General features: G+C 61.6%; 21 protein-coding genes. 15 read left to right on the top strand and 6 right to left on the bottom strand.

Annotated features, from left to right (window positions below; genetic code table 11):
* Nucleotides 1–35: 35 nt before the first annotated feature.
* The 3 genes from AD663_RS26940 to AD663_RS26930 are packed head-to-tail and all read left to right on the top strand — an operon-like array spanning nucleotide 36 to nucleotide 3,280.
* Nucleotides 36–1,550, top strand: a complete 1,515-nt coding sequence (locus tag AD663_RS26940; RefSeq protein ID WP_003186895.1) for a TolC family protein — start codon at nucleotides 36–38, stop codon at nucleotides 1,548–1,550.
* A 12-nt stretch (nucleotides 1,551–1,562) separates the two neighbouring features.
* Entirely contained in the window at nucleotides 1,563–2,348 is a 786-nt protein-coding gene (locus AD663_RS26935) for an aspartyl/asparaginyl beta-hydroxylase domain-containing protein (RefSeq protein ID WP_053214842.1), read from the top strand.
* Nucleotides 2,336–3,280 carry an aspartyl beta-hydroxylase gene (locus AD663_RS26930; protein ID WP_053214841.1) on the top strand — a complete coding sequence of 315 codons (945 nt, stop codon included), beginning with the start codon at nucleotides 2,336–2,338 and terminating at the stop codon, nucleotides 3,278–3,280. Before AD663_RS26935 ends, AD663_RS26930 begins: the two co-directional genes overlap by 13 nt.
* A gap of 132 nt (nucleotides 3,281–3,412) precedes the next feature.
* On the opposite strand, the gene AD663_RS26925 is transcribed toward AD663_RS26930, so the two are convergent.
* On the bottom strand, nucleotides 3,413–4,174 hold the full coding sequence (locus tag AD663_RS26925; protein ID WP_053214840.1) for a slipin family protein: 762 nt from the start codon (nucleotides 4,172–4,174) through the stop codon (nucleotides 3,413–3,415).
* A 1-nt stretch (nucleotide 4,175) separates the two neighbouring features.
* The gene (locus AD663_RS26920; RefSeq protein WP_003186891.1) at nucleotides 4,176–4,697 is read right to left on the bottom strand and encodes an NfeD family protein; all 522 of its coding nucleotides are present in this window, start codon (nucleotides 4,695–4,697) and stop codon (nucleotides 4,176–4,178) included.
* 147 nt (nucleotides 4,698–4,844) lie between these two features.
* On the opposite strand from AD663_RS26920, the gene AD663_RS26915 reads away from it, so the two are divergent.
* The 8 genes from AD663_RS26915 (at nucleotide 4,845) to AD663_RS26880 (ending at nucleotide 11,336) form a co-directional block, all read left to right on the top strand.
* Nucleotides 4,845–5,090 carry a DUF2789 domain-containing protein gene (locus AD663_RS26915; RefSeq protein WP_053214839.1) on the top strand — a complete coding sequence of 82 codons (246 nt, stop codon included), beginning with the start codon at nucleotides 4,845–4,847 and terminating at the stop codon, nucleotides 5,088–5,090.
* A gap of 152 nt (nucleotides 5,091–5,242) precedes the next feature.
* Nucleotides 5,243–5,824 (top strand): alpha/beta hydrolase, encoded by a 582-nt coding sequence (locus tag AD663_RS26910; RefSeq protein ID WP_053214838.1) that lies wholly within the window; start codon nucleotides 5,243–5,245, stop codon nucleotides 5,822–5,824.
* Nucleotides 5,825–5,883: 59 nt separating this feature from the next.
* Nucleotides 5,884–6,819: a sigma 54-interacting transcriptional regulator gene (locus AD663_RS26905; protein WP_003186888.1), complete on the top strand. Its 936-nt coding sequence runs from the start codon at nucleotides 5,884–5,886 to the stop codon at nucleotides 6,817–6,819.
* A gap of 183 nt (nucleotides 6,820–7,002) precedes the next feature.
* Nucleotides 7,003–7,785, top strand: a complete 783-nt coding sequence (locus AD663_RS26900; protein WP_003186887.1) for a MetQ/NlpA family ABC transporter substrate-binding protein — start codon at nucleotides 7,003–7,005, stop codon at nucleotides 7,783–7,785.
* Nucleotides 7,786–8,373: 588 nt separating this feature from the next.
* Complete coding sequence (locus AD663_RS26895; protein ID WP_003186886.1) at nucleotides 8,374–9,039, top strand: amino acid ABC transporter permease; 666 nt, start codon at nucleotides 8,374–8,376, stop codon at nucleotides 9,037–9,039.
* Nucleotides 9,020–9,679, top strand: coding sequence for an amino acid ABC transporter permease (locus AD663_RS26890; protein WP_003186885.1), 660 nt, complete (start codon nucleotides 9,020–9,022; stop codon nucleotides 9,677–9,679). Before AD663_RS26895 ends, AD663_RS26890 begins: the two co-directional genes overlap by 20 nt.
* Nucleotides 9,676–10,458, top strand: coding sequence for an amino acid ABC transporter ATP-binding protein (locus AD663_RS26885; RefSeq protein ID WP_053214837.1), 783 nt, complete (start codon nucleotides 9,676–9,678; stop codon nucleotides 10,456–10,458). Before AD663_RS26890 ends, AD663_RS26885 begins: the two co-directional genes overlap by 4 nt.
* The gene (locus AD663_RS26880; protein WP_053214836.1) at nucleotides 10,455–11,336 is read left to right on the top strand and encodes a transporter substrate-binding domain-containing protein; all 882 of its coding nucleotides are present in this window, start codon (nucleotides 10,455–10,457) and stop codon (nucleotides 11,334–11,336) included. Before AD663_RS26885 ends, AD663_RS26880 begins: the two co-directional genes overlap by 4 nt.
* A 144-nt stretch (nucleotides 11,337–11,480) precedes the next feature.
* Here the strand turns inward: AD663_RS26880 and AD663_RS26875 are convergent, their stop codons facing one another.
* A complete protein-coding gene (locus AD663_RS26875; protein ID WP_053214835.1) occupies nucleotides 11,481–12,641 on the bottom strand; it encodes an AAA family ATPase in 1,161 nt (386 codons plus the stop codon).
* Between the two features lie 214 nt (nucleotides 12,642–12,855).
* On the opposite strand from AD663_RS26875, the gene AD663_RS26870 reads away from it, so the two are divergent.
* From AD663_RS26870 to AD663_RS26860, 3 genes are read left to right on the top strand one after another with little or no spacing between them, the layout of a single operon-like run.
* Nucleotides 12,856–13,959 (top strand): efflux RND transporter periplasmic adaptor subunit, encoded by a 1,104-nt coding sequence (locus AD663_RS26870; protein ID WP_053214834.1) that lies wholly within the window; start codon nucleotides 12,856–12,858, stop codon nucleotides 13,957–13,959.
* Entirely contained in the window at nucleotides 13,956–15,020 is a 1,065-nt protein-coding gene (locus AD663_RS26865; RefSeq protein WP_053214833.1) for an efflux RND transporter periplasmic adaptor subunit, read from the top strand. The genes AD663_RS26870 and AD663_RS26865 overlap by 4 nt, the downstream gene beginning before the upstream one ends.
* The gene (locus tag AD663_RS26860) at nucleotides 15,017–18,064 is read left to right on the top strand and encodes an efflux RND transporter permease subunit (RefSeq protein ID WP_053214832.1); all 3,048 of its coding nucleotides are present in this window, start codon (nucleotides 15,017–15,019) and stop codon (nucleotides 18,062–18,064) included. Before AD663_RS26865 ends, AD663_RS26860 begins: the two co-directional genes overlap by 4 nt.
* 210 nt (nucleotides 18,065–18,274) lie before the next feature.
* Here AD663_RS26860 and AD663_RS26855 read toward each other — a convergent pair whose 3' ends face one another.
* Complete coding sequence (locus AD663_RS26855; protein WP_053214831.1) at nucleotides 18,275–20,494, bottom strand: heavy metal translocating P-type ATPase; 2,220 nt, start codon at nucleotides 20,492–20,494, stop codon at nucleotides 18,275–18,277.
* 87 nt (nucleotides 20,495–20,581) lie between these two features.
* Here AD663_RS26855 and cadR point away from each other — a divergent pair, with 87 nt between their 5' ends.
* Entirely contained in the window at nucleotides 20,582–21,028 is a 447-nt protein-coding gene (cadR, locus tag AD663_RS26850; protein WP_053214830.1) for a Cd(II)/Pb(II)-responsive transcriptional regulator, read from the top strand.
* Between the two features lie 150 nt (nucleotides 21,029–21,178).
* Here cadR and AD663_RS26845 read toward each other — a convergent pair whose 3' ends face one another.
* Complete coding sequence (locus AD663_RS26845) at nucleotides 21,179–22,150, bottom strand: thymidylate synthase (RefSeq protein WP_053214829.1); 972 nt, start codon at nucleotides 22,148–22,150, stop codon at nucleotides 21,179–21,181.
* Between the two features lie 50 nt (nucleotides 22,151–22,200).
* Nucleotides 22,201–23,010 (bottom strand): prolipoprotein diacylglyceryl transferase, encoded by an 810-nt coding sequence (gene lgt, locus AD663_RS26840; RefSeq protein ID WP_053214828.1) that lies wholly within the window; start codon nucleotides 23,008–23,010, stop codon nucleotides 22,201–22,203.
* Nucleotides 23,011–23,051: the final 41 nt, after the last annotated feature.

Below are 23,051 nucleotides of genomic sequence, written 5' to 3'. Positions count from 1 at the left end.
TAAAAATATTGGGGCAGCCAGGGGCAGTACAGGGAATGAATAGAAGTCAGAAGTTATTCGGTATGAGTCTGCTGGCGTTGGTGGTCAGTGGGTGCGCGGTCACCAGCGAGCCGATCGATCGCAGCGTCAGCGAACAGCGCGGCCGAACCGATCTGCAGAATATGTACAAGGGCCAGGAGCCTCTCAGCGGCCCGCTGACCTTGCACCAGGCCATGGCCCGTGCGGTGAAGTACAACCTTGAAGGCCGCTTGAAGATCATGGAGGAGGCCCTGGCCAAGCGTCAGCTGGACCTGGCCAGTTTCGACATGCTGCCGCGCATGGCCTTGGATGCTGGCTATGTGGGCCGCAACAACGTCAATGCTTCCAGCAGCCAGAGTGTTGAAACCGGCACCCAGTCCCTGGAGCCGTCGACTTCCCAAGACCGCGACCGTGAGGTGGCGGACCTGACCATGGTCTGGAACGTCCTCGACTTCGGCGTGAGTTATATCAGTGCCAAACAGGCCGGTGACCAACGGCTGATCGTGCAGGAGCGCCGGCGCAAGGTCATCAACACCATCGTTCAGGACGTGCGTTCGGCGTACTGGCGAGCCATGGCCGCCGAGCGCCTGCTCAAGCAGATCGACAGCCTGATGGCGCGGGTCGAGACGGCGCGTGGCAACAGCCAGAGCATGAGCGAGCAGCGCATCGGCGACCCGGTGCAGGCGCTGGGTTACCAGCGTTCGCTGATCCAGGCCACCCGCCAGCTCGAAGAACAGCGCCGGGCGCTGTCCCTGGCCAAGACCGAACTGGCGACCCTGATCAACCTGCCCCTGGGCACCGATCTGACCCTGGCGACCCAGGATGAATACGAAATCCCGGAACTCAAAGTCGACCTGGCCCGCCTCGAACAGGAAGCCTTGGCCAGCCGTCCGGAGCTGCGCGAGCAGGACTACCAGACGCGCATCACTGCCGCTGAAACCCGCAAGGCCATGCTGCGTTTGCTGCCGGGCCTGGAGTTTTCCGCTGGCGGACACTACGACAGCAACTCGTTCCTGGTAGAGCAGGGCTGGGCCGACTACGGCGTGAAAGTCACCTGGAACCTGTTCAACGTGATCTCTGCCCCGGCGGCCATCGACGTGGCCAAGGCCGGTGAAGAAGTGGCGACGGCACGGCGCCAGGCGATGTCCATCGCGGTGCTGGCGCAGTTGTATGTCGCCAATGCCAACTACCGTGAAGCCTTGCGCCAGTTCAAGACAAGCCAGCAGCTGTCGGACATCGATGGGCAGATTGTGGGCCAGCTGCGCAGCCGTCACCAGGCCGCGGGCATCGGTGAACTGGATTTGATCCAGGGTGAGTTGAACACGTTGCAGGCTGACCTGCGCCGCGACCTGGCCTACGCCGACCTGCGCAATGCCTACGGGCAGATCTTCGCCAGCGCCGGCCTCGACCCGCTGCCAAACGAAGTGCAATCGACCCAAGTGCAGTCGATCGCCACGGCGCTGGCAAACCGTGAAGCAGCCTGGGCCCAGGGCGATATCACGTTGCCGAAGACAGCCGCAGTGACTCAATAACCGGGCGCAGGCATGACGCGCCCGGTCTGTTCCCGGCTGCCGGTGGCGGTGAACCTGCCGCTGCTGTTGCAGGCATTGGCAGCCATTGAAGACGAGCGTTGGCAGGGGCATTTCAACAGTGCCTATTACAGCGGCGACTGGAGCGGCGTGGCGCTGATCTCGGCGTCCGACGCCTTGACCGAACTGTCCCCGGGAAATGGTCAGCCTGTGCATCGTGCGCCTTGGCTGCAAGATAGTCGCTGGCAGGAGGCGTTGTGCGATTGGCCCCTGGCTGTGGTCTCGGCCCGGCTGTTGCGGCTGGGGCCCGGCGGCTGCATTCATGAGCATCGCGATTATGACCTCGGCGGGCCGGACGCCGACCTGCGCCTGCACGTTCCACTGCTCAGCCCGCCGGATGTGGATTTCTGGCTGGACGGACAACGGATTCCGATGACGGCGGGCGAGTGCTGGTTTCTCGACCTGTCGCGGCCTCATCGAGTGGCTAACCGCAGTGCCCAGGCTCGGATTCACCTGGTCTTGGATTGCCGTCCCGGACCATGGCTGGAACAGCAGATTGCCGAGGGGCTGCCGACCACGCCCACCCCAGGTGCCGGGCCAAGCGACCTGGCCCGTTTTCAGCAACGCGTAGAAGCCGATCCATCACTCGCACGGACCCTGCAAAGCCTGTACGAGCTGGAGGCGTTCGTTGAGTGCGCCATCGCGCTGGGTGCCGGACAAGGCTTGCACTTCACTCGGGAAGAGTTACGGGCGGCCATGCGCAACGGCCGTCGCCAGTGGAGTGACCAATGGAAGGCTTGAGTCTGGATGGCTGGCTGCCGATCCGTGTCTGGCAAGAGGCCGGAGAGTGGCGTGTCGATTGGTGCTGGTTCGGTCAGGCGCGATTGTCGCAACCGTTCTTCGGCGACGCCGTGGAAGACGCCCTGCGCTTGCCCTTCAACCAGGTTTTCCGTCGCCAGACGCCCCTGAACGATCTCATCCAGTGGCAGCAGCAGAGCCCGGGCCTGACACCCAGCGCATTCATTTTTCATGCTTCGCGTTGCGGCTCGACTTTGATCAGCCAGATGCTGGCGCAACTGGACGACCATATCGTTTTGTCCGAACCGCCCCCGCTGGATACGCTGCTGCGCGGCGACCTTCCAGCCACTGAACGCTGCCTGGCGCTCAGGGGATTGCTATCCGCCTACGGGCAGCGCCGTCGAGGCACGGAGCAACGGTTGGTGGTCAAGCTCGACGCCTGGAACATCGGTGAACTGGCGCTGTTGCGCGAGTGCTTTCCCGACACGCCCTGGCTGTTTTTGTACCGTGACCCGTTGGAAATCGCAGTCTCCCATCTGCGCCGGCCCGGCATGCACATGGTGCCGGGAATGATTGGCGCGAGCGTACTGGACGATGGGTTGCCGTTCAGCGGCCAGGAGGACTTCATCCCGCGACGCCTGGGCCGGCTGCTGCACTCGGGGCTGGAGCATTGCCAGGCCTTTGCCGGGGTTGCTGTGAACTACACCGAACTGCCCGAGGCGATGGCGGGCAGGCTCGCGACCTTTTTTGGCCTGGATGACGAACAAACCCGACAAGCGTTCGCCAGGGTGGAGCGCCATGCCAAGCAACCGATGCAGGTGTTTGCTGGCGATAGCGAGGACAAGCGCCGGGAGGCCTCGGCGTTATTGCGCGAGCGGGTCATGCAATGGGCGCAAGGGCCTTACGAGGCGCTTGAAACGCTGAGGATCTGTTGAGCACACATTTTGTGGCGAGGGAGCTTGCTCCCGCTCGGTTGCGCAGCGACCGCAAGATCTGGGGCTGCTGCGCAGCCCAGCGGGAGCAAGCTCCCTCGCCACAGGCGGCGGTGTCGTTTTTTTTGGTGGGCATCACGACTTGTTGGCGGACAACTCCGCCATCCCCTTGAGGAGCTCGATCGGCAGCGGGAAGACGATGGTGGAAGTCTTGTCCCCGGCAATCGCCCCCAATGTCTGCATGTAGCGCAACTGCATCGCGCCTGGCTGGCGGCCAAGCATTTCGGCGGCTTGCATGAGTTTTTCCGAGGCTTGCAGCTCGCCTTCGGCATGGATCACCTTGGCCCGGCGTTCGCGCTCGGCTTCGGCTTGTCGGGCGATGGCGCGGATCATCGACTCGTTGAGGTCCACATGCTTGATCTCGACATTCGCCACCTTGATGCCCCAGGCATCGGTCTGGGCATCGAGCACTTGCTGGATGTCACTGTTCAGTTGCTCGCGCTCGGCCAGCAGTTGGTCCAGGTCGTGTTTACCGAGCACGGCGCGCAAAGTGGTCTGGGCCAGTTGGCTGGTGGCCATGAGGAAGTTTTCCACCTGGATGATTGCCTTCTGCGGGTCGAGCACGCGGAAATACAGCACTGCGTTGACCTTCACCGAGACGTTGTCCCGGGTAATCACGTCCTGGGGCGGCACGTCGAGCACAATGGTGCGCAGGTCGACGCGGATCATCTGCTGTACCACTGGAATCAACAGGATCAGCCCTGGCCCCTTGACCTGCCAGAACCGGCCGAGTTGGAACACCACCGCGCGCTCGTATTCGCGCAGGATCCGGAACGTCGATGCCGCCAGCGCGATCACTAGCAGCAACAGCATCGTCAAACCGATTTGCATACCCATTTCAGACTCCTTGCGAATCAGCGGGGGCCACTTCCAGCAGCAAGCCCTTGCGGGCGATGACCCGCACCGCCTGCCCGGGTCGCATCGGCGTGGCGCTTGCCACCTGCCAGCGCTCGCCTTCCAACTGGACCCAGCCGTGATGATTGTCCGCCTGCAACGCGGTGACCGCCGTGACGTTGCCCACTAGCGTGGCGTCGCCGCTGACGGACTGGCGCGGTCGGGTTTTCAACGCGCGGACCAACAGGACAATCAGCAGCAACGCGCTGATCAGGCCCAGGCCGATCATCAGGGGAACCGGTACGTCGGCGTTGGTCAGGATGACCGCGCCAATCACACACAGGACAATGCCACCCAGCCCCGCAACCCCGTAATTGGGCAGGGCCGCCTCGAAGACCAGTAGGGTCGCGCCCACGGCGATCAGCCAGAACCCGAGGGGATCGGTGCCTGGCAGCATGAAACCATCGGCGCCGAGCACAGGTCCGCTGATTGCCAGCAGCGCAACCGTCAACCAGTGAATGTTCACAGGACCCTCCGCAACGTGTATTCGTCGGGATGTTATTCAAAGTCTAGTCGAGGTATGGGTTGATTGAATTTTGATCAGTCTGGCGGTCATTCAGGGCTAGACTGCGGGAAAGAACCCAACCCCCCGTCTTATACTCAGGAGCCTCGCATGGAATCCCCGATTCACAACCTGCCCGCGCTGTTCAAACAATTGGGCTTGTCTGATGATGCCGCTGATATCGAAAAATTCATCGCGGTCCATTCCCCCCTCAAGCCTGAACTTCACTTGGCCGATGCGTTTTTCTGGAGCGAGGGCCAGCGGCAATTGCTGCAGGACGAAATCCTCGAAGATGCGGACTGGGCGGAAGTGATAGATCAGTTGGATGTTTTGTTGCGTAAGGGACGCAGCGAGTAAGACCGGTGCAATACCAGTGGGAGCGAGCAAGCACACTCCCACAGAGATATCTTGTTATTCGTTTTAGGTATTAACAAATAGCTTCTTATTCCTTAAACAATATAACTCTCCTCCCTATACTGGTCCGGGAACAGACACGCAGGAGAGCACCCATGCGCAACGAATCCATTCGCTACCTGATTGTGCCGGGCTGGCAAGGATCGCCGGAAAATCATTGGCAAACCCACTGGCAGAACAGCCTGCCCAACAGTGTCAGGGTCGAACAGGCCGACTGGTTGACGCCCCGGCGCGAGGATTGGGTCGCGGCATTGGCCGAAGCCGTTGCCGCCGACAGCACGCCAGTGATCCTGATTGCCCATAGCCTGGGCTGCATCACCGTTGCCCATTGGGCCGCCACGGCGCCCGTGCAGTTTTTGCGGCAGGTGCGTGGGGCGTTGCTGGTAGCGCCGGCCGATGTCGAGCGGCCGGCCTGCGCGCCTGCGTTGCGCAACTTCGCGCCGATACCGGCCAATTTGCTGCCGTTCCCAAGCCAGGTGGTCAGTTCCGACAACGACGCCGCCGTGAGCGCCCCGCGAGCCCTGGAATTGGCGCGCAACTGGGGGGCCGAGGCGGGGATCCTGGCCGGGGCGGGACATATCAATGTGAAATCCGGCCACCAGCGCTGGGAACAAGGCTTCGCTTATCTCTATCGTCTACAAAATCGCATGGAGCATCACGCTCTGCGACGCGCCTGAATACGCCCTTGGAATGTAGTGCCCTCCCGTCACCCGGCGGTTTGGGGCGGGAGTCTGCCATGAGTTTGCATGAAACCTTTGGTCAGCCATTGCTGACTTTTCCCGATGCGGAAAAAAGCCCTTTGAGCATTCGCGCCAAGGCGCTGGTGTTCGTCGACCCACGCTCGCGGCAACTGCGCCAAGAGCTGGAGCAACTGGCGCCGCGCGCGGTCTCGGTGCTGATACGCGGCGAAACCGGCAGCGGCAAGGAGCTGCTTGCCCGGCACATCCACCGCGAAAGTGACCGCGGTGGGCTGTTTGTCTCGGTCAATTGCGGCGCGATCAGTCCGACCTACGCCGACGCCGAACTGTTCGGCTACGCGGCCGGCAATTACAGCGGCTCGGCCAGCAGCCGTGCCGGTTGGTTCGGCTCCGCCAACGGCGGCACGCTTTATCTGGATGAAATCGGCGACTTGCCGCTGCCGATCCAGATCAAATTGCTGGCGGCCCTGGAAAACCACGAAGTCACCCGCGTCGGTGCCCACCAGCCCAGCCCGGTGGACGTCCGCCTGGTCGCGGCCACCAGCATCGATCTGGCGCAGGCGGTGGCCGCCGGCAAATTTCACGAGCGCCTCTTCCATTATCTCGGCGAAGGCCGCCTCGAGTTGCCGGCCCTGCGTGAGCGGGTGGGCGATATCCTGTCCCTGGCGGAATATTTCCTGGGCATCTATAGCCAGCGCCTCGGCCTGGCTGTGCCGTTGATCAGCGAGGCGGCCCAGCGTGCCCTTGAACGACACAGTTGGCCGGGCAATACCCGGGAGCTGGAAAATGTCATCCACTTCGCGTTGCTGGTAAGCAGCGGTGACGAGATTTTGCCGGAGCATTTGAATCTGCCGCTCCAGCCTTCAGTGTCGGAACTGATCGAGCAGCAGGTCGCGCAGGTCATTGCAGCGGGATCGGAGGGTGAGCGTGCGGCCCTTAAAGCGCTACTCAGTCGATTGGGCTCGACGTTGTAGGCGGCTGCCACCAAAAGCCGGCCTCGCTATATGAGCAAAACGAATATGAACTTGAATAAAAGATATTGTTAAGGCATAAAAATTATCGGTATCGTCCGCTTCACGCCAACGATAGCACTTCGCTGGCACCTCCCACATTTGGCCGTCGTCCATGACGACAGTGATTTTCGATAAGGACACTGCATGAAAAAGGTTCTGTTGTTCACCGCATTGGCGGCAGCGCTGACCTCGGGCCTGGCCCAGGCCGCGGAAAAACTGGTGGTGGCAGCTACGCCCGTGCCTCACGCCGAGATTCTTGAACTGATCAAGCCAGCCCTGGCCAAGGAAGGCGTGGACCTGCAGATCAAGGTCTTCACCGACTACGTCCAACCCAACGTGCAAGTTGACCAGAAGCGCCTGGACGCCAACTACTTCCAGACCTTGCCGTACCTCAAGAGCTTCAACGAAGGCAAAGGTACCAATCTGGTTACTGTGATCGGCGTCCACGTCGAACCGTTCGGCGGCTACTCGAAGAAAGTCAAAAGCCTGGCCGAGTTGAAGGACGGCGCAACCATCGCCATTCCTAACGAAGGCAGCAACAGCGGTCGTGCCCTGATCCTGCTGCAGAAGGCTGGCTTGATCGAGTTGAAGGACCCGAAAAACGCCCTGGCAACGCCGAAAGACATCGCCAAGAACCCGAAGAACTTCAAATTCAAGGAACTGGAATCGGCCATGCTGCCGCGTGTTCTGGATCAGGTCGACCTGGACATGATCAACACCAACTACGCCTTGGAAGCGGGTCTTAACCCAGCCAAGGATGCGCTGGTGATCGAAGGCGCCGATTCGCCTTACGTGAACTTCCTGGTGGCCCGTCCGGACAACAAGGACAGCCCGGCCATGCAGAAACTCGCCAAGGCCCTGACCAGCCCGGAAGTGAAGGCATTCATCGAGAAGAAGTACAGCGGCGCGGTACTGCCGGCGTTCTGATTCTGGCAGTAAACCTCTTCAAGGTTTCGAACGCCGACGGCTGATACAGCGTCGGCGTTTTTTGTGCTCAAGATATTGGACCAGGGACATGTTTACCTGAGTGGCGAGGGAGCTTGCTCCCGCTCGGCTGCGCAGCAGTCGTAAAAAACAGCCAACGGATACTCTTGGGGACGCTTCGCGACCCAGCGGGAGCAAGCTCCCTCGCCACAAGGTCAAACCGCCCTGGTCTTCAACGCTCTGCGCAATGCCACCAACAACTTCAACATCTCCTGCGGATCCAGTCGCTTCGGCACCTTTACGTCAGCCATGTTCTCTTCCTTGTGATGGTTTGGCCGGGGAGTCTGGCCAAAAGCTGTGCGTCCTTGGAGGGGTATTTCGAAAAAAAGATCTTTCCTACGACGTGAGGAAAAATAGCCGTCTTCCTCCGTCGCGGCAAATCGGGGGAATAGATATTTGCGTGATATCAATATGCTTTAACGGTATTTAAATTCCTCTTCTTATACCTTTAGAGTCGGTGCCTGCCAGGTGGCTACCCGTTGCCTATGGACCGCACCACCGCCGCTTATCGCGCGGCGTCCAGGACGTTCAATGAACTTCGATTACGCTTTCATCCTCAGCACCCTCCCGGCGTTTCTCAAGGCTGTGGGAGTGACGCTGCAGGTCGGCCTCATCGCCATCGCCACGTCGCTGCTGGTGGCGCTGGTCAACGCGCCGATCCTGGTGTTCCGCACGCCTTACCTGCACCGCCTGGTCGGGTTGTATGTGGAGCTGGCGCGCAACACACCGCTGCTCATTCAGTTGTTCTTTGTCTACTTCGCCTTGCCCGCGTTGGGCATCAAGGTGTCGGGCTTCGCGGCGGCGATCATCACCATGACGTTCCTGGGCGGTGCCTATCTCACCGAAGTGCTGCGTGCCGGCGTGGAAGCGGTGCCGACGGCGCAACTGGAATCCGGTCGCTCCATCGGGTTGTCTCGTGGCCAATTGCTGCGCTACGTGATCCTGCCGCAAGCCGGAATTCTCAGCCTGCCGTCGCTGTTCGCCAATTTCATTTTTCTGCTCAAGGAAACCACCGTGGTTTCCGCCGTGGCGGTGCCGGAGATTCTCTACACCACCAAGAGCTACATCGCGCTCTACTACAAGACCTACGAAATGCTGGCCGTGCTGACGCTGATTTGCGTGCTGCTGTTTTTGCCGCTCTCGCTGTTGTTGCGTCGTCTGGAAAGGAGGCTCCAACATGGCCAGTTCGGGTCTTGAGTTGCTCTGGGTGTCGTTGCCGCAATTGGGCAAAGGCGCTGCGCAAACCTTGTCGATTTCCTTTCTGAGCATCGCGATCAGTACCGTGGGCGGCATGCTCTACGGCATTTTGAGCACGCTGAACGTGAAGTGGTTGAACGCCATTTTGCGGGTGTACCTGGAACTGTTCCGGGCGATCCCGGTGCTGGTCTGGTTGTATTTGCTGTTCTTCGGGCTACCGATTTTTTTCGGCTTGAGCATTCCAAGCTTCTGGTGCGCGGTACTGGTGCTGTCTTTATGGGGCGCCAGCGAAGTGGGCGAAGTGGTGCGCGGCGCGTTGCATTCGCTGCCACGTGGCCAGCGCGAGGCAGGATTGTCGATCGGCTTGAACGACCCGCAGCTCTACGGCTACGTGTTGCTGCCGCAGGCGCTTAAACGCATGACCCCGCCGACCATCAATGTCTACACGCGCATCATCAAGACCAGCTCCCTGGCGGTGCTGATCGGTGTGGTGGATGTGATCAAGGTCGGTCAGCAAATCATCGAGCGCACTTATGAATCCGTGCTGATCTACGGCGCGCTGTTCCTGTTTTTCTTTTTTATCTGCTATCCGCTCTCGGCCGCGTCCCGTGTGCTGGAACGGCGCTGGACGCAAGCATGAGCACATTGATCGAGTTCAAGGGCTTCAACAAATTCTTCGGCGAGCAGCAAGTGCTCGACGGCATCGACCTGCAAGTGAAGGCCGGCGAAGTGATCGTCATCCTCGGACCCAGCGGTTGCGGTAAAAGTACTTTGCTGCGCTGCCTCAACGGCCTGGAAGTCGCCCACAGCGGCAGCCTGGTGTTCGCCGGTCGCGAGTTGCTGGACAAGGGCACCGATTGGCGCGACGTGCGCCAGCAGATCGGCATGGTGTTCCAAAGCTATCACCTGTTCGCGCACATGAGCGTGCTCGATAACCTGCTGCTCGGCCCGGTCAAAGTGCAAAAGCGCGACCGCCGCGAGGCTCGCGTCCAGGCCGAAGCGTTGTTGGCCCGCGTGGGCTTGCTGGACAAGCGCGACGCGTTTCCGCGCCAGCTCTCCGGCGGCCAGCAGCAACGCATCGCCATCGTTCGTTCGCTGTGCATGAATCCCAAGGTCATTCTGTTTGATGAAGTCACCGCTGCCCTCGACCCGGAAATGGTCAAGGAAGTATTGGAAGTCATCCAGGGCCTGGCCCGCGAAGGCATGACGCTCCTGATCGTCACCCACGAAATGGCCTTCGCCCGCGCTGTGGCTGACCGCATCGTGTTCATGGATAGCGGACGGATCCTTGAACAAAACCCTCCCGAGATTTTCTTTACGAACCCGCAAACCGCACGAGCGCAGCAGTTCCTGGAGAAGTTCTCCTACGTCGCCGCACTACCCAAAACGACTCAAACAAAGGAACTGGAACTGCTATGAAAACTGCCAAGTCTTCCCTGCTGCTACTCCCGCTGCTCGGTCTCGCATTGCTGGCCGGCTGCAACAAAACCGAAGAGCCGGCAAAGTCGAACGTTGCCAGCCAGAGCGCCGCGCCGGCCAGCTACCTGGACAAGATCAAGGCGCGGGACAAGCTGATCGTCGGCGTCTTCACCGACAAGCCGCCGTTCGGTTTCGTCGATGAGGCGGGGCGTTACGTCGGCTTCGATACCGACATCGGCCGTCGATTCGCCAAGGACCTGCTTGGCGATGAAAACAAGGTCGAGTTCGTCGCGGTGGAACCGGCGAGCCGGATACCCTTCCTGCAAAGCGACAAGGTCGACCTGATCCTGGCCAACATGACTGTGACCCCGGAGCGCAAGGAGGCGGTGGACTTCACCAACCCCAATCTGAAAGTCGCGGTACAGGCGCTGGTGCCCCAGGCCAGTGAAGTGAAGAACCTGGATGACCTGGCGACCCGCACCACCATCGTCACCACCGGCACCACGGCGGACATCTGGCTGACCAAGAATCACCCGGACTGGAAGCTGCTCAAGTTCGAAAAAAACTCAGAGTCCTTGCAAGCCTTGGCCAACGGCCGTGGCGACGCCTATGCCCAGGACAATCTGGTGCTGTTCAGCTGGGCCAAGCAGAACCCTGGTTACCGTGTACTGAGCCAGACGCTGGGCGCCGAAGCGTCGATTGCACCGGCGGTGAAGAAGGGCAACATCGAGCTGCGGGATTGGGTCAACACCGAGTTGGCAAAGCTGGGCGAGGAGAAGTATCTGCTCAAGCTGTATGACCAGTACGTGCGCAAGGAACTGAGCGATGACACCAAGCCTGAGAGCGTGATTGTCGAGGGTGGCAAGTGGCAGGGGTGATTCGCTGATTTTGTTTAGGCCTTGCGATAGCTATCGCGAGCAAGCTCGCTCCCACAGTAGATCTTCGGTGAACACAGCTCTGTGGACAGATGAAAACCTTTTGTGGGAGCGAGCTTGCTCGCGATTCGGTCGATCAGGCGCCACTCAATCCGGCCAATTCCATGCCGGCTCATCCAGCATTCGTTGCCCCACGATCCCGGTCTGTCCAAGATCCTTTTCCAGAACGATGCAGTTGCAATTCTCATCCTGCTCCAGGGCGGCGATCAAGCGCGTGGCATGGGACACCACCCAGACCTGGCAATTGACTGACGCCCGGATGATCAACCGCGCCAAGGCCGGCAACAGGTCCGGGTGCAGGCTGGTTTCCGGTTCGTTGAGCACCATCAGCGAGGGGGGACGTGGGGTAAGCAGCGCCGCCACCAGCAACAGATAGCGCAGCGTCCCGTCCGACAGTTCGGCGGCGGACAGTGGGCGCAGCAGGCCTTGCTGATAGAACTCGATGGCGAAGCGTCCGCCTTGCAGTGCCTCGATGCGCAGCCGGGCGCCGGGAAAAGCATCGCCAATGGCCGTGTGCAAGGCTTCAGCGTCGCCGATTTCAAGGATGGTTTGCAGGGCGGCGGCCAAGTCGCGCCCGTCGTGGTGCAGCACGGGCGTGCGAGTGCCCAGTTGCGGTTGGCGCACCGGGGCGTCGGCATCGCTGCGAAAATGGTCGTAGAAGCGCCAGCGACGAATGAACTCGCGCATCTGTAGCACCTCTGGCGAAGTGCGCAGGCTGCCAACCTGGTCGAACAGGCTGTCGAAGCTGGGTGTGTGCTGGGCCAACACATCCCAGGAGCGGCCTTCGCGGGCACGGATCATTGCCCCGTTACGGTCCACCAGCAGACTGGCAGGCCGATACACCGGGCCGGCCCAGATGCATTCACGCTTGATTTCAGGGTCCAGTGAAAATGCCGAACGACTGGGTTCCGGCAGGCCCAGGGCAATGCAATAGCTGAAGTCTTCACCGGCGAACCCCAGGCGCAAGCGTTTACTGCCCTGACGCACGATACCCTGGACAGGTACCTCGCCGTTGCGCATGCGTCGGCTGATTTCTTCCGGTCCGGCCCAGAAGGTCGAGTCCAATCCGCCTTCACGGGCCAGGGCATTGACCACGCCGCCCTGCGCCGTCTCCGCCAACAGGCGCAGGGCGCGGTACAGATTGGACTTGCCGCTGCCATTGGGGCCGGTGATCAGGTTCAGCCGACCCAGGGGAATCACCAGTTTGTTGATCGAGCGGTAATTGGCTACCGCCAATGTCTTGAGCATGAGCAGACTCCTGCTGCATGGGTTCGTAGGAGCTGTCGAGCGAAGCGAGGCCAAACCCAATCGAGTCTCAAGATCGCAGCCTCGCTTCGCTCGACAGCTCCTACAGGAGGCGATCAGTTTGCCTGATTTGCTGCACCCGTTGTATTCATTGAACCCTGTTCTAAGCTCACAGTCGTATCGTCACTGGCACGTCCGTACACCAAAAGGAGTCTGCATGGCGGGTCCCCGAATCAAACTGGTCGTTGGCCTGAGCCTGTGCGCGTTGCTGGCGGGATGCGGTGATAAAAAGCCCGAGGAAAAAGCCCTTCCGCGGGTGCTCGTACAGCAAGCCAAGTCCTCCGAGTACGCGGCTTCGGTGACCTTGACCGGCGATGTCCAGGCGCGGGTGCAGACCGATCTGTCGTTTCGCGTGGGCGGCAAGATCATCGAGCGTAGGGTGAATGTCGGTGACCGGGTTTCGGCCAGGCAGGTGCTGGCCCGGCTCGACCCTCGGGACTTGCAGACCAACGTCGACTCCGCCGAAGCCCAGGTGGCCGCCGAACAGGCGCGGGTCAAGCAAAGTGCGGCGGCCTTCGTGCGCCAGCAGAAACTCTTGCCCAAGGGCTATACCAGCCAGAGTGAATACGATGCGGCCCAGGCGCAGCTGCGCAGCAGCCAGAGCGCACTGGCCGCTGCCCAGGCCCAGCTGGCTAACGCCCGCGAACAACTGAGCTACACCGCCCTGATCGCCGAGGCGCCGGGCATTATCACCGCGCGCCAGGCTGAGGTAGGCCAGGTGGTGCAAGCCACGGAGCCGATCTTCAGCCTGGCCCGGGACGGCGAGCGCGACGCGGTGTTCAACATCTACGAATCCTTGCTGCACGAACCGCCATCGGACCCTTCCATCGTCATCAGCCTGCTGGACAACGCGGCTATCAAAACCACCGGTACGGTGCGCGAGATCACCCCGGCGGTGTCTGCCGAGACGGGCACCGTGCAGGTCAAGGTCACCCTCGACGATTTGCCCGAAGGAATGCGCCTGGGCTCGGTAGTCAGTGCCACGGCCAAGTCCGCAGGCAAGACCGCTGTTGAACTGCCCTGGTCGGCGCTGACCAAAAACGTCAGCGACCCGGCCGTGTGGCTGGTGGACGGCGAGGGCAAGGCGCAGTTGCATAACGTGACCGTTGGCCGGTACCTGACCGGCAAGGTCATCATCAGCGACGGGCTCAAAGGGGGTGAGAAGGTGGTCACTGCCGGCGGGCAATTACTGCACCCCGGCGTGCGCGTGGAGATTGCTGAAAACACCCATGAGCAATCCCCGACAGGAGCCCAGCCATGAGGTGCTGGTGGATGATCTTGGCCGCCCTGCTGCTGACGGCCTGTTCGAAGGAAGAAGCGCCCCCTGCACCGGTGCGTCCGGTGTTGTCCTTCGAGGTCCAGGCGCTCGACCAGCAGGCCTTCGGGCGGTTCGCCGGAAATATCCAGGCCCGTTACGAGAGCAACGTGGGTTTCCGCGTACCAGGACGGATCGCCCGTCGTAACGTCGATGTCGGCGCCGAAGTGAAGAAGGACGACTTGCTCGCGACACTCGATCCTACTGATCAACAGAACCAGTTGCGCGCGGCCCAGGGCGATCTGGCACGGATCGAGGCGCAGTACATCAATGCCCAGGCCAATGCCCGTCGGCAGCAGCAATTGTTTGACCGTGGCGTCGGTGCCCAGGCACAACTGGACATCGCCCAGACCGACCTGAAAACCACCGCTGCCTCCCTCGAGCAGGCCCAGGCCTCGGTGCAGCAGGCTCGCGACCAGCTCAACTACAGCGAACTGCGTACTGACCATGATGCCGTCGTCACGGCCTGGAATGCCGAAGCCGGGCAGGTGGTCACCGCTGGCCAGCAAGTGGTGACCCTGGCCCGTCCCGACATCAAGGAGGCGGTGATCGACCTGCCGGCCGGGCTGGCCGAGCGCCTGCCGGCGGACGTGGTGTTCGAAGTCGCCGCGCAACTGGACCCAGCCACCCATACCACCGCTACCGTGCGCGAGATTGAACCCCAGGCCCAGAGCGCTACCCGCACGCGTCGTGCGCGTTTGACGCTGGCCGACACCCCGCCAGGTTTTCGCCTGGGCACAGCCATCGGCGTGACCCTGAGCTCGACCATCGAGCCACGCATCGAGCTGCCGCTCAGTGCGCTGCAAGAGGTCGACGGCAAGGCACGGATCTGGATCATTGACCCGCATACCCAGACCGTCTCGCCCCGCGACGTGCGGATTCTCGAACGCTCGGCTGACTCGGTGCTGGTGGCCAACGGCATCAAGGCTGGCGACCGCGTGGTCAGCGCCGGCGTGAACAGCCTCAAGCCGGGGCAGAAAGTGAAAATTGACGAGGATGCACGATGAAAGGGCCTTTCAACTTATCCGAATGGGCCCTGCGGCATCAGTCGTTCGTGTGGTACCTGATGTTTGTCGCCCTGTTGATGGGCGTGTTTTCGTACATGAACCTGGGCCGGGAAGAAGACCCTTCGTTCACCATCAAGACCATGATCATCCAGACCCGCTGGCCGGGTGCGACCCAGGAAGAAACCCTCAAGCAGGTGACCGATCGCATCGAGAAAAAACTCGAAGAGCTCGACTCCCTCGACTACGTCAAAAGCTACACCCGACCGGGGGAATCGACGGTATTCGTGTACCTGCGCGATACCACCGGGGCCAAGGAAATCCCCGAGATCTGGTACCAGGTACGCAAGAAAATCGACGACATTCGCGGTGACTTCCCCCAAGGCTTGCAAGGGCCGGGGTTCAACGACGAGTTCGGCGATGTGTACGGTTCGGTGTATGCCTTCACGGGCGACGGCCTGTCGATGCGCCAACTGCGTGACTACGTCGAACAGGTGCGCGCCGAGATCCGTGAGGTACCGGGCCTGGGCAAGGTCGAGATGCTGGGCGAGCAGGACGAAGTGCTGTACCTGAACTTTTCCACCCGCAAACTCGCCGCACTGGGCATCGACCAGCGCCAGGTGGTGCAAAGCCTGCAATCGCAGAATGCCGTGACCCCGGCCGGGGTGATCGACGCCGGGCCCGAGCGGATTTCCGTGCGCACGTCGGGGCAATTCCAATCGGAAAAAGACCTGGCTGACGTCAACCTTCGGCTCAACGATCGGTTCTATCGATTGGCCGACATCGCGGATATCCGTCGCGGCTACGTCGACCCCGCCACGCCGATGTTCCGCTTCAACGGCACACCGGCCATTGGCCTTGCCATCGCGATGAAGAAGGGCGGCAACATCCAGGAATTCGGCAAGGCGCTGCATGCGCGCATGAACGAGCTGACCGCCGACCTGCCGGTGGGCGTTGATGTGCACACCGTATCGGACCAGGCCGAAGTGGTGGAAGAGGCGGTCGGTGGCTTCACCAGCGCCTTGTTCGAGGCGGTGATCATCGTGCTGGTCGTCAGCTTCATCAGCCTTGGCGTACGGGCCGGGCTGGTGGTGGCCTGCTCGATTCCGCTGGTGCTGGCGATGGTCTTTGTGTTCATGGAGTACAGCGGCATCACCATGCAGCGGATCTCCCTCGGGGCGCTGATCATCGCCCTCGGCCTGCTGGTGGACGATGCGATGATCACCGTGGAGATGATGGTCACGCGCCTGGAAAAAGGCGAAACCAAGGAACAGGCAGCCACTTTCGCCTATACCTCGACGGCGTTCCCGATGCTCACCGGGACCTTAGTGACCGTGGCCGGTTTCGTGCCGATCGGCCTGAATGCCAGCTCTGCCGGTGAGTACACCTTTACCCTGTTTGCAGTGATCGCCGTGGCGATGCTGGTGTCGTGGATCGTCGCGGTACTGTTCGCCCCGGTGATTGGCGTGCACATCCTCAGCACCAACGTGAAGCCCCATAGCGCCGAACCGGGGCGGATCGGCCGGGCGTTCAATGGCGGCCTGTTGTGGGCGATGCGCAATCGCTGGTGGGCCATCGGCATCACGATCTTGCTGTTTGTGCTGGCGGTGTTTTGCATGCGTTTTGTGCAGAACCAGTTCTTCCCGTCTTCGGACCGGCCGGAAATCCTGGTGGACCTCAACTTGCCGCAAAACGCCTCGATGGACGAGACGCGCAAGGCTGTCGACCGTCTGGAGGCAACCCTCAAGGGCGATCCGGACATCGCGCGCTGGAGCACCTACATCGGCGAAGGGGCGATTCGTTTCTATCTGCCGCTGGACCAACAACTGCAGAACCCGTACTACGCGCAACTGGTGATCGTCAGCAAGGGCTTGGAGTCGCGCACGGCCCTCACTGAACGTCTGCAAAAGCGTCTGCGCGAGGACTTCGTCGGCATTGGCAGCTACGTACAGGCCCTGGAAATGGGGCCGCCGGTAGGCCGGCCGATCCAGTACCGGGTCAGCGGCAAGGACGTCGACCAGGTGCGCAAGCACGCCATCGAGCTGGCCACCGAGCTGGACAAGAACTCGCACATCGGCGAAATCATTTACGACTGGAACGAGCCGGGCAAGGTCCTGCGCATCGACATCGCCCAGGACAAAGCGCGGCAATTGGGGTTGTCTTCGGATGACGTGGCCAAGCTGATGAACAGCATCGTCAGCGGCTCGCCGGTGACCCAGGTCAACGACGATATTTACCTGATCGATGTGGTCGGCCGTGCTGAAGATGCCGAGCGCGATTCGCCGGAAACCCTGCAGAACCTGCAAATCGTCACGCCGAGTGGTACCTCGATTCCACTGCTGGCGTTCGCCACGGTGGGTTATGAACTGGAGCAGCCGCTGGTATGGCGTCGCGACCGCAAGCCGACCATCACAATCAAGGCCGCCGTGCGCGATGAGATCCAGCCCACAGACCTGGTGAAGCAACTGCAGCCGGAGATCGACAAGTTCGCCGCTGGCCTGCCGGTGGGCTACAAAGTCGCTACTGGCGGTACGGTGGAGGAGAGCAGCAAGGCCCAGGGACCTATCGCCAGCGTGGTGCCGCTGATGCTGTTCCTGATGGCGACCTTCCTGATGATCCAGCTGCACAGCGTGCAGAAACTGTTCCTGGTGGCCAGCGTCGCGCCCCTCGGGCTGATCGGCGTGGTGCTGGCGCTGGTGCCGACGGGCACGCCCATGGGCTTCGTGGCGATCCTTGGGATTCTCGCGTTGATCGGCATCATCATCCGCAACTCGGTGATCCTGGTGACCCAGATCGATGAATATGAACGGGACGGCTACGAGCCCTGGGATGCCGTGGTGGAAGCTACCCAGCACCGGCGCCGGCCGATCCTGCTCACCGCCGCTGCGGCGAGCCTGGGGATGATCCCGATTGCGCGGGAAGTGTTCTGGGGGCCGATGGCCTACGCGATGATCGGCGGGATCATCATCGCCACGCTGCTGACGCTGCTATTCCTGCCGGCGTTGTATGTGGCCTGGTACAAGATTCGTGAGCCCAAGCGTGATTGAAACATGGGCAAACCTTGTGGTCAGGCGAGTTAACCTGTGGCGAGGGGATTTATCCCCGCTGGGCTGCGCAGCAGCCCCCTTAGAGGACAACCCCAATCAACCTGACATACCGGGGTGGCTGCCTTTGGGGGCTGCTGCGCAGCCCAGCGGGGATAAATCCCCTCGCCACAAAGTGTGATGTGCTGGGTCGAAAAATCAGCGCCAGCGCTCTTATTTACGCAACAACAGCAACCCATTGAACACCACCAGCAAACTCACCCCCATGTCGGCAAACACCGCCATCCACATGGTCGCGAACCCGGCAAAGGTCACCCCAAGGAAGATCGCCTTGATGACCAGCGCCAAGGCGATGTTTTGCTTGAGGATGCTTGAGGTCTGGCGAGACAGGCGAATAAACGCCGGAATCTTGCGCAGATCATCGTCCATCAAGGCGACATCGGCCGTTTCAATGGCCGTATCGGTCCCGGCTGCCGCCATGGCGAAGCCGATTTCCGAGCGAGCCAGGGCCGGGGCGTCGTTGATGCCGTCCCCCACCATGCCGACGCGGTGTCCCTGGGCGTACAGCGTTTCGATGGCTTGCAGCTTATCTTCCGGCAACAGGTCGCCCCGGGCCTGATCGATGCCCACTTGCGTGGCAATCGCTTCAGCGGTGTGGGCGTTGTCGCCGGTCAGCATCAGGGTCTTGATCCCCAGCTCATGCAGCTGCCGGATGGCTTCGCGGCTGGAGTCCTTCACGGTGTCGGCCACGGCGAACAGCGCCAGGGGACCGCTGCCGTCGAGCAGCAGCACCACGGACTTGCCTTGTTTTTCCAATGCGAAGAGTTTTTCTTCCAGCTCGGGAGAGCACAGGCCCAAATCTTCCACCAGGCGATGATTGCCCAGGTGATAGGTCTGGCCGTTGATGTTGCCGCGTACTCCGCGTCCCGCCAGGGCCTCGAAGTTATCCACAGCCAGCGCTGCCGATTGCTTATCCACAGCGGCCAGGGCAATGGCCCGGGATACTGGGTGGTCGGAGCGGGCGGCGAGGCTGGCGGCGAGGACCGGAGCGGTGCTTTCTACCGTCGGGTCCAGCGCCACGTAGTCGGTTTGCACGGGCTTGCCGTGGGTGATCGTGCCGGTCTTGTCCAGGGCCAGGTAGTCGAGCTTGTAGCCGCCTTCGAGGTAGACGCCGCCCTTCACCAGGATGCCTCTGCGCGCCGCTGCGGCGAGGCCGCTGACGATGGTCACCGGCGTGGAAATGACCAACGCGCAAGGGCAGGCCACCACCAGCAGCACCAGCGCCCGATAGATCCAGTCGAACCACGCCGCGCCCATGAACAGCGGTGGGAGGACAGCCACGGCCAAGGCCAGGACGAACACCGCCGGGGTGTAGATTTTCGAGAACTGATCGACGAAGCGCTGGGTCGGCGCGCGTGCGCCCTGGGCTTGCTCCACGGCGTGGATGATCCGCGCCAGGGTGGAGTGGTCGGAGGCCGCAGTCACGGTGTATTCCAACTCGCCGGCCTGGTTGATGGTGCCGGCAAACACCTTGTCGCCTACGGTTTTCTCCACCGGCAGGCTCTCGCCGGTGATCGGTGCCTGGTCGATGGTCGAACGGCCGGCGACCACGTCACCGTCCAGACCCACGCGCTCGCCAGGACGCACCCGCACCCGCGCACCGAGGGCAATGGCCTTGACCTCCTGTTCCAGCCAGGTGCCATCGGCCTGTTGCACGGTGGCTTGTTCAGGAGCCATTTGCATCAAGCCGCCGATGGCGTTACGCGCCCGGTCCAGGGATTTGGCTTCGATTAACTCGGCCACGGTGAACAGGAACATCACCATCGCCGCTTCCGGCCACTGCCCGATCAGCACGGCGCCGGTCACGGCGATGCTCATCAGGGCGTTGATGTTCAGGTTGCGGTTTTTCAGGGCAATCCAGCCCTTCTTGTACGTACCGAGGCCGCCGCTGAGGATCGACACCAGTGCCACCAGCGCGACCACCCAGTTAGGCGCGGCGTTGGTGAAGTGGATCACCTCGGCGCCCAGGGCGGTGACCCCGGACAGCGCCAACGGCCACCACGGCTTGGCCGGGGCGGGTGGGGTGTGGGTTTGTTTGTCTTGGCCCGGCGTCAACGGCTCGGCCTGCATGCCCAGGGATTGAATCGCGGCGATGATCGGCGCGTCACTGGGCAGGTCATGGGTCACGCCGAGCACGCGGTTGATCAGGTTGAATTCCAGCTGCTGCACGCCCTTGAGCTTGCCGAGTTTGTTCTGGATCAGCGTCTGCTCGGTGGGGCAGTCCATGGCCTCGATGCGAAAACTGCTCAGCCGCCCGCCGTCCGTCGGGGCGTTGCCGAGGTTGACCACCGACGGTGCGGCTTTCGAGGAGCAGCAGGAATGGCCGTGGTCATGGCCATGATCGGGTTTGTGGGTGTGAATGGAATCGCTCATCGGGTGACGTCCGTGAAAAGTGCCTGTTGCACAGTAAAGACCCTGTAGCCACTATAGGGTCAAGCACCTATTTGGGGAGGCAACGCGATGAAGATCGGAGAACTGGCAAAGATCACCGACTGCCAGGTCGAAACCATCCGCTATTACGAGCGTGAAGGCTTGCTGCCGGAACCGGCCCGCAGCGACGGCAATTACCGCGTCTACACCCAGGCCCATGCTGAACGGCTGACGTTCATCCGCAACTGTCGCACCTTGGACATGACCCTGGAGGAAATCCGCAGCCTCCTGGCCCTGCGCGACAGCCCCCAGGACCAGTGTGAAAACGTCAACGCGCTGATCGACGAACACATCCTCCACGTCAAGGCTCGCATCGACGGCCTGTTGGCCTTGCAAACGCAACTGATCGACCTGCGCCATCGCTGCGGCGAAGGCCCGGACCTGGAGCAATGCGGAATCTTGCAGCGGTTGGAGATCAGCGGGGCGGTGGCGCCGGAGGTGGAGCATTCACATGTGGGGAGGAGTCATGGGCATTGAGTGCCTTGAACCCCCAGGAAATCCAATGTGGGAGCGGGCTTGCTCGCGAATGCGGTGTGTCAGATTGCATATTTGCCAATTGACACACCGCATTCGCGAGCAAGCCCGCTCCCACACAAGCCCACTTCCACAGCAGAGAGGTGGTGTTGGTTAGACCGCCATCGGCGCGGTCATCGGCGCGTGGTGTTGGTAGCCTTCGAGGGAGAAGTCGCTCGGTTCGACCAATTCCAGCCACTCCGGCTGGTACACGCCGGTCTTGGCAAACGCCGGCACACGCTCGGAAATCACCAGTTTCGGCATCGGGAACGGCTCGCGCGTGAGCTGTTCGTTGAGCATGTCCAGGTGGTTTTCGTAGACGTGGGCATCACCGATGAAATAGGTAAACCAGCGCGGCGTGTAGCCGGTCAGGCGACCGATCAGGCTCAGCAGCGCGGCGCCTTCGGTGAGGTTGAACGGCGTGCCCAGGCCCAGGTCGTTGGAACGGATGTAGAGGGTCAGGGAAATTTCCTTGGTCTCGACATTCGGGTGGAACTGATAGAGCAAATGGCACGGCGGCAAGGCCATTTCATCGAGCTGGGCGCAGTTCCAGCCATGGAACAGAATGCGACGGCTGCCAGGGTCCTTGATGATGGTGTCGACGCACTGGCGAACCTGGTCAATGGCCTTGTACAGCACCACGTAAGCCTGTCCGTTCTCTTCGCCTTCGGCGATCTGGCGGTAGCCCTGGGCCAGGGTCTGTTCGATGGCTGCCGGATTGCTCAGCGGGATCTGCTTGTAGGCCGGCCACTTGCGCCACTGCACGCCGTAGATTTCGCCCAGGTCATCGTCGCCCTGGCGGAACGGGTTGGCCAGCCATTGGGCGTTTTCGTTGGCGTTCTGGTCCCAGACCTTGCAGCCCAAGGCACGGAATTCGGCGGCATTGTTAATCCCGCGGAGGAAGCCGCACATCTCGCCGATGGCCGATTTGAAGGCCATTTTGCGGGTAGTGATGGCCGGGAAACCATCCTTCAAGTCATAGCGCAGCATGGCGCCAGGGAAGCTGATGGTGTTTACACCGGTGCGGTTGGCTTGCTTGGTGCCGTTCTTGATGACGTGGGCCACCAGATCGAGATATTGCTTCATGGATTACCTGTGTCCTTGAACCCGAGGCCGGCGCCCCGGGATTCGAATTTTTAAACCTTGGCCGCCGCAGCCGGCGCACGATGATAAGCCAGCCAGATCAGCGCCAGGCCACCGATGATCATCGGCAGGCACAGCAGTTGGCCCATGGTCAGCCAGTTCCACGCCAGATAGCCGAGCTGGGCGTCCGGTACCCGGACGAACTCGACGATGAAGCGGAAGATCCCGTAGAACAGGGCGAACATGCCCGACACCGCCATGGTCGGCCGCGGCTTGCGCGAGAACAGCCACAGAATCAGGAACAATGCCACGCCTTCAAGGGCAAACTGGTACAGCTGCGACGGGTGGCGCGGCAACTGCGCCGGATCGCTGAACGGTGGGAAGATCATTGCCCACGGCACATCGGTCGGCTTGCCCCACAACTCGGCGTTGATAAAGTTGCCAATGCGCCCGGCACCCAGGCCGATCGGCACCATCGGCGCGACGAAGTCCATCAGTTCGAAAAAGGACTTGTTGTTGCGCTTGCCGAACCACAACGCCGCCAGCATCACGCCGATGAACCCGCCGTGGAACGACATGCCGCCTTTCCAGACCTCGAAGATCAGTGTCGGGTTGGCCAGGTAGGCGCTCAGGTCGTAGAACAAGACATACCCCAAGCGTCCGCCGACGATCACACCCATGGACAGCCAGAACACCAGGTCCGAGAGCTTTTCCTTGTTCCAGGTCGGATCGAAACGGTTGAGTCGGCGCGACGCCAGCAGCCAGGCGCCACCGATGCCGATCAGGTACATCAGGCCGTACCAGTGGATTTTCAGCGGGCCGATGGCCAGGGCCACCGGATCGATCTGCGGGTAAGGCAGCATTGATATTCCTCGTAAACGTCAAAAATACCCGGGCGACGCTG

Origin of the sequence: Pseudomonas sp. Q12-87 (genome assembly GCF_001269755.1) — a bacterium.
GTDB lineage: Bacteria > Pseudomonadota > Gammaproteobacteria > Pseudomonadales > Pseudomonadaceae > Aquipseudomonas > Aquipseudomonas fluorescens_S.
This window is presented reverse-complemented; position numbering and strand designations above follow the sequence as displayed.

Bases quoted from the DNA above. Each gene is read 5' to 3' on its own strand.
- AD663_RS26940 (WP_003186895.1), top strand. From the start codon at position 36: ATGAATAGAAGTCAGAAGTTATTCGGTATGAGTCTGCTGGCGTTGGTG.
- AD663_RS26935 (WP_053214842.1), top strand. From the start codon at position 1,563: ATGACGCGCCCGGTCTGTTCCCGGCTGCCGGTGGCGGTGAACCTGCCG.
- AD663_RS26930 (WP_053214841.1), top strand. From the start codon at position 2,336: ATGGAAGGCTTGAGTCTGGATGGCTGGCTGCCGATCCGTGTCTGGCAA.
- AD663_RS26925 (WP_053214840.1), bottom strand. From the start codon at position 4,174: ATGGGTATGCAAATCGGTTTGACGATGCTGTTGCTGCTAGTGATCGCG.
- AD663_RS26915 (WP_053214839.1), top strand. From the start codon at position 4,845: ATGGAATCCCCGATTCACAACCTGCCCGCGCTGTTCAAACAATTGGGC.
- AD663_RS26910 (WP_053214838.1), top strand. From the start codon at position 5,243: ATGCGCAACGAATCCATTCGCTACCTGATTGTGCCGGGCTGGCAAGGA.
- AD663_RS26905 (WP_003186888.1), top strand. From the start codon at position 5,884: ATGAGTTTGCATGAAACCTTTGGTCAGCCATTGCTGACTTTTCCCGAT.
- AD663_RS26900 (WP_003186887.1), top strand. From the start codon at position 7,003: ATGAAAAAGGTTCTGTTGTTCACCGCATTGGCGGCAGCGCTGACCTCG.
- AD663_RS26895 (WP_003186886.1), top strand. From the start codon at position 8,374: ATGAACTTCGATTACGCTTTCATCCTCAGCACCCTCCCGGCGTTTCTC.
- AD663_RS26890 (WP_003186885.1), top strand. From the start codon at position 9,020: ATGGCCAGTTCGGGTCTTGAGTTGCTCTGGGTGTCGTTGCCGCAATTG.
- AD663_RS26885 (WP_053214837.1), top strand. From the start codon at position 9,676: ATGAGCACATTGATCGAGTTCAAGGGCTTCAACAAATTCTTCGGCGAG.
- AD663_RS26880 (WP_053214836.1), top strand. From the start codon at position 10,455: ATGAAAACTGCCAAGTCTTCCCTGCTGCTACTCCCGCTGCTCGGTCTC.
- AD663_RS26875 (WP_053214835.1), bottom strand. From the start codon at position 12,641: ATGCTCAAGACATTGGCGGTAGCCAATTACCGCTCGATCAACAAACTG.
- AD663_RS26870 (WP_053214834.1), top strand. From the start codon at position 12,856: ATGGCGGGTCCCCGAATCAAACTGGTCGTTGGCCTGAGCCTGTGCGCG.
- AD663_RS26865 (WP_053214833.1), top strand. From the start codon at position 13,956: ATGAGGTGCTGGTGGATGATCTTGGCCGCCCTGCTGCTGACGGCCTGT.
- AD663_RS26860 (WP_053214832.1), top strand. From the start codon at position 15,017: ATGAAAGGGCCTTTCAACTTATCCGAATGGGCCCTGCGGCATCAGTCG.
- AD663_RS26855 (WP_053214831.1), bottom strand. From the start codon at position 20,494: ATGAGCGATTCCATTCACACCCACAAACCCGATCATGGCCATGACCAC.
- cadR (WP_053214830.1), top strand. From the start codon at position 20,582: ATGAAGATCGGAGAACTGGCAAAGATCACCGACTGCCAGGTCGAAACC.
- AD663_RS26845 (WP_053214829.1), bottom strand. From the start codon at position 22,150: ATGAAGCAATATCTCGATCTGGTGGCCCACGTCATCAAGAACGGCACC.
- lgt (WP_053214828.1), bottom strand. From the start codon at position 23,010: ATGCTGCCTTACCCGCAGATCGATCCGGTGGCCCTGGCCATCGGCCCG.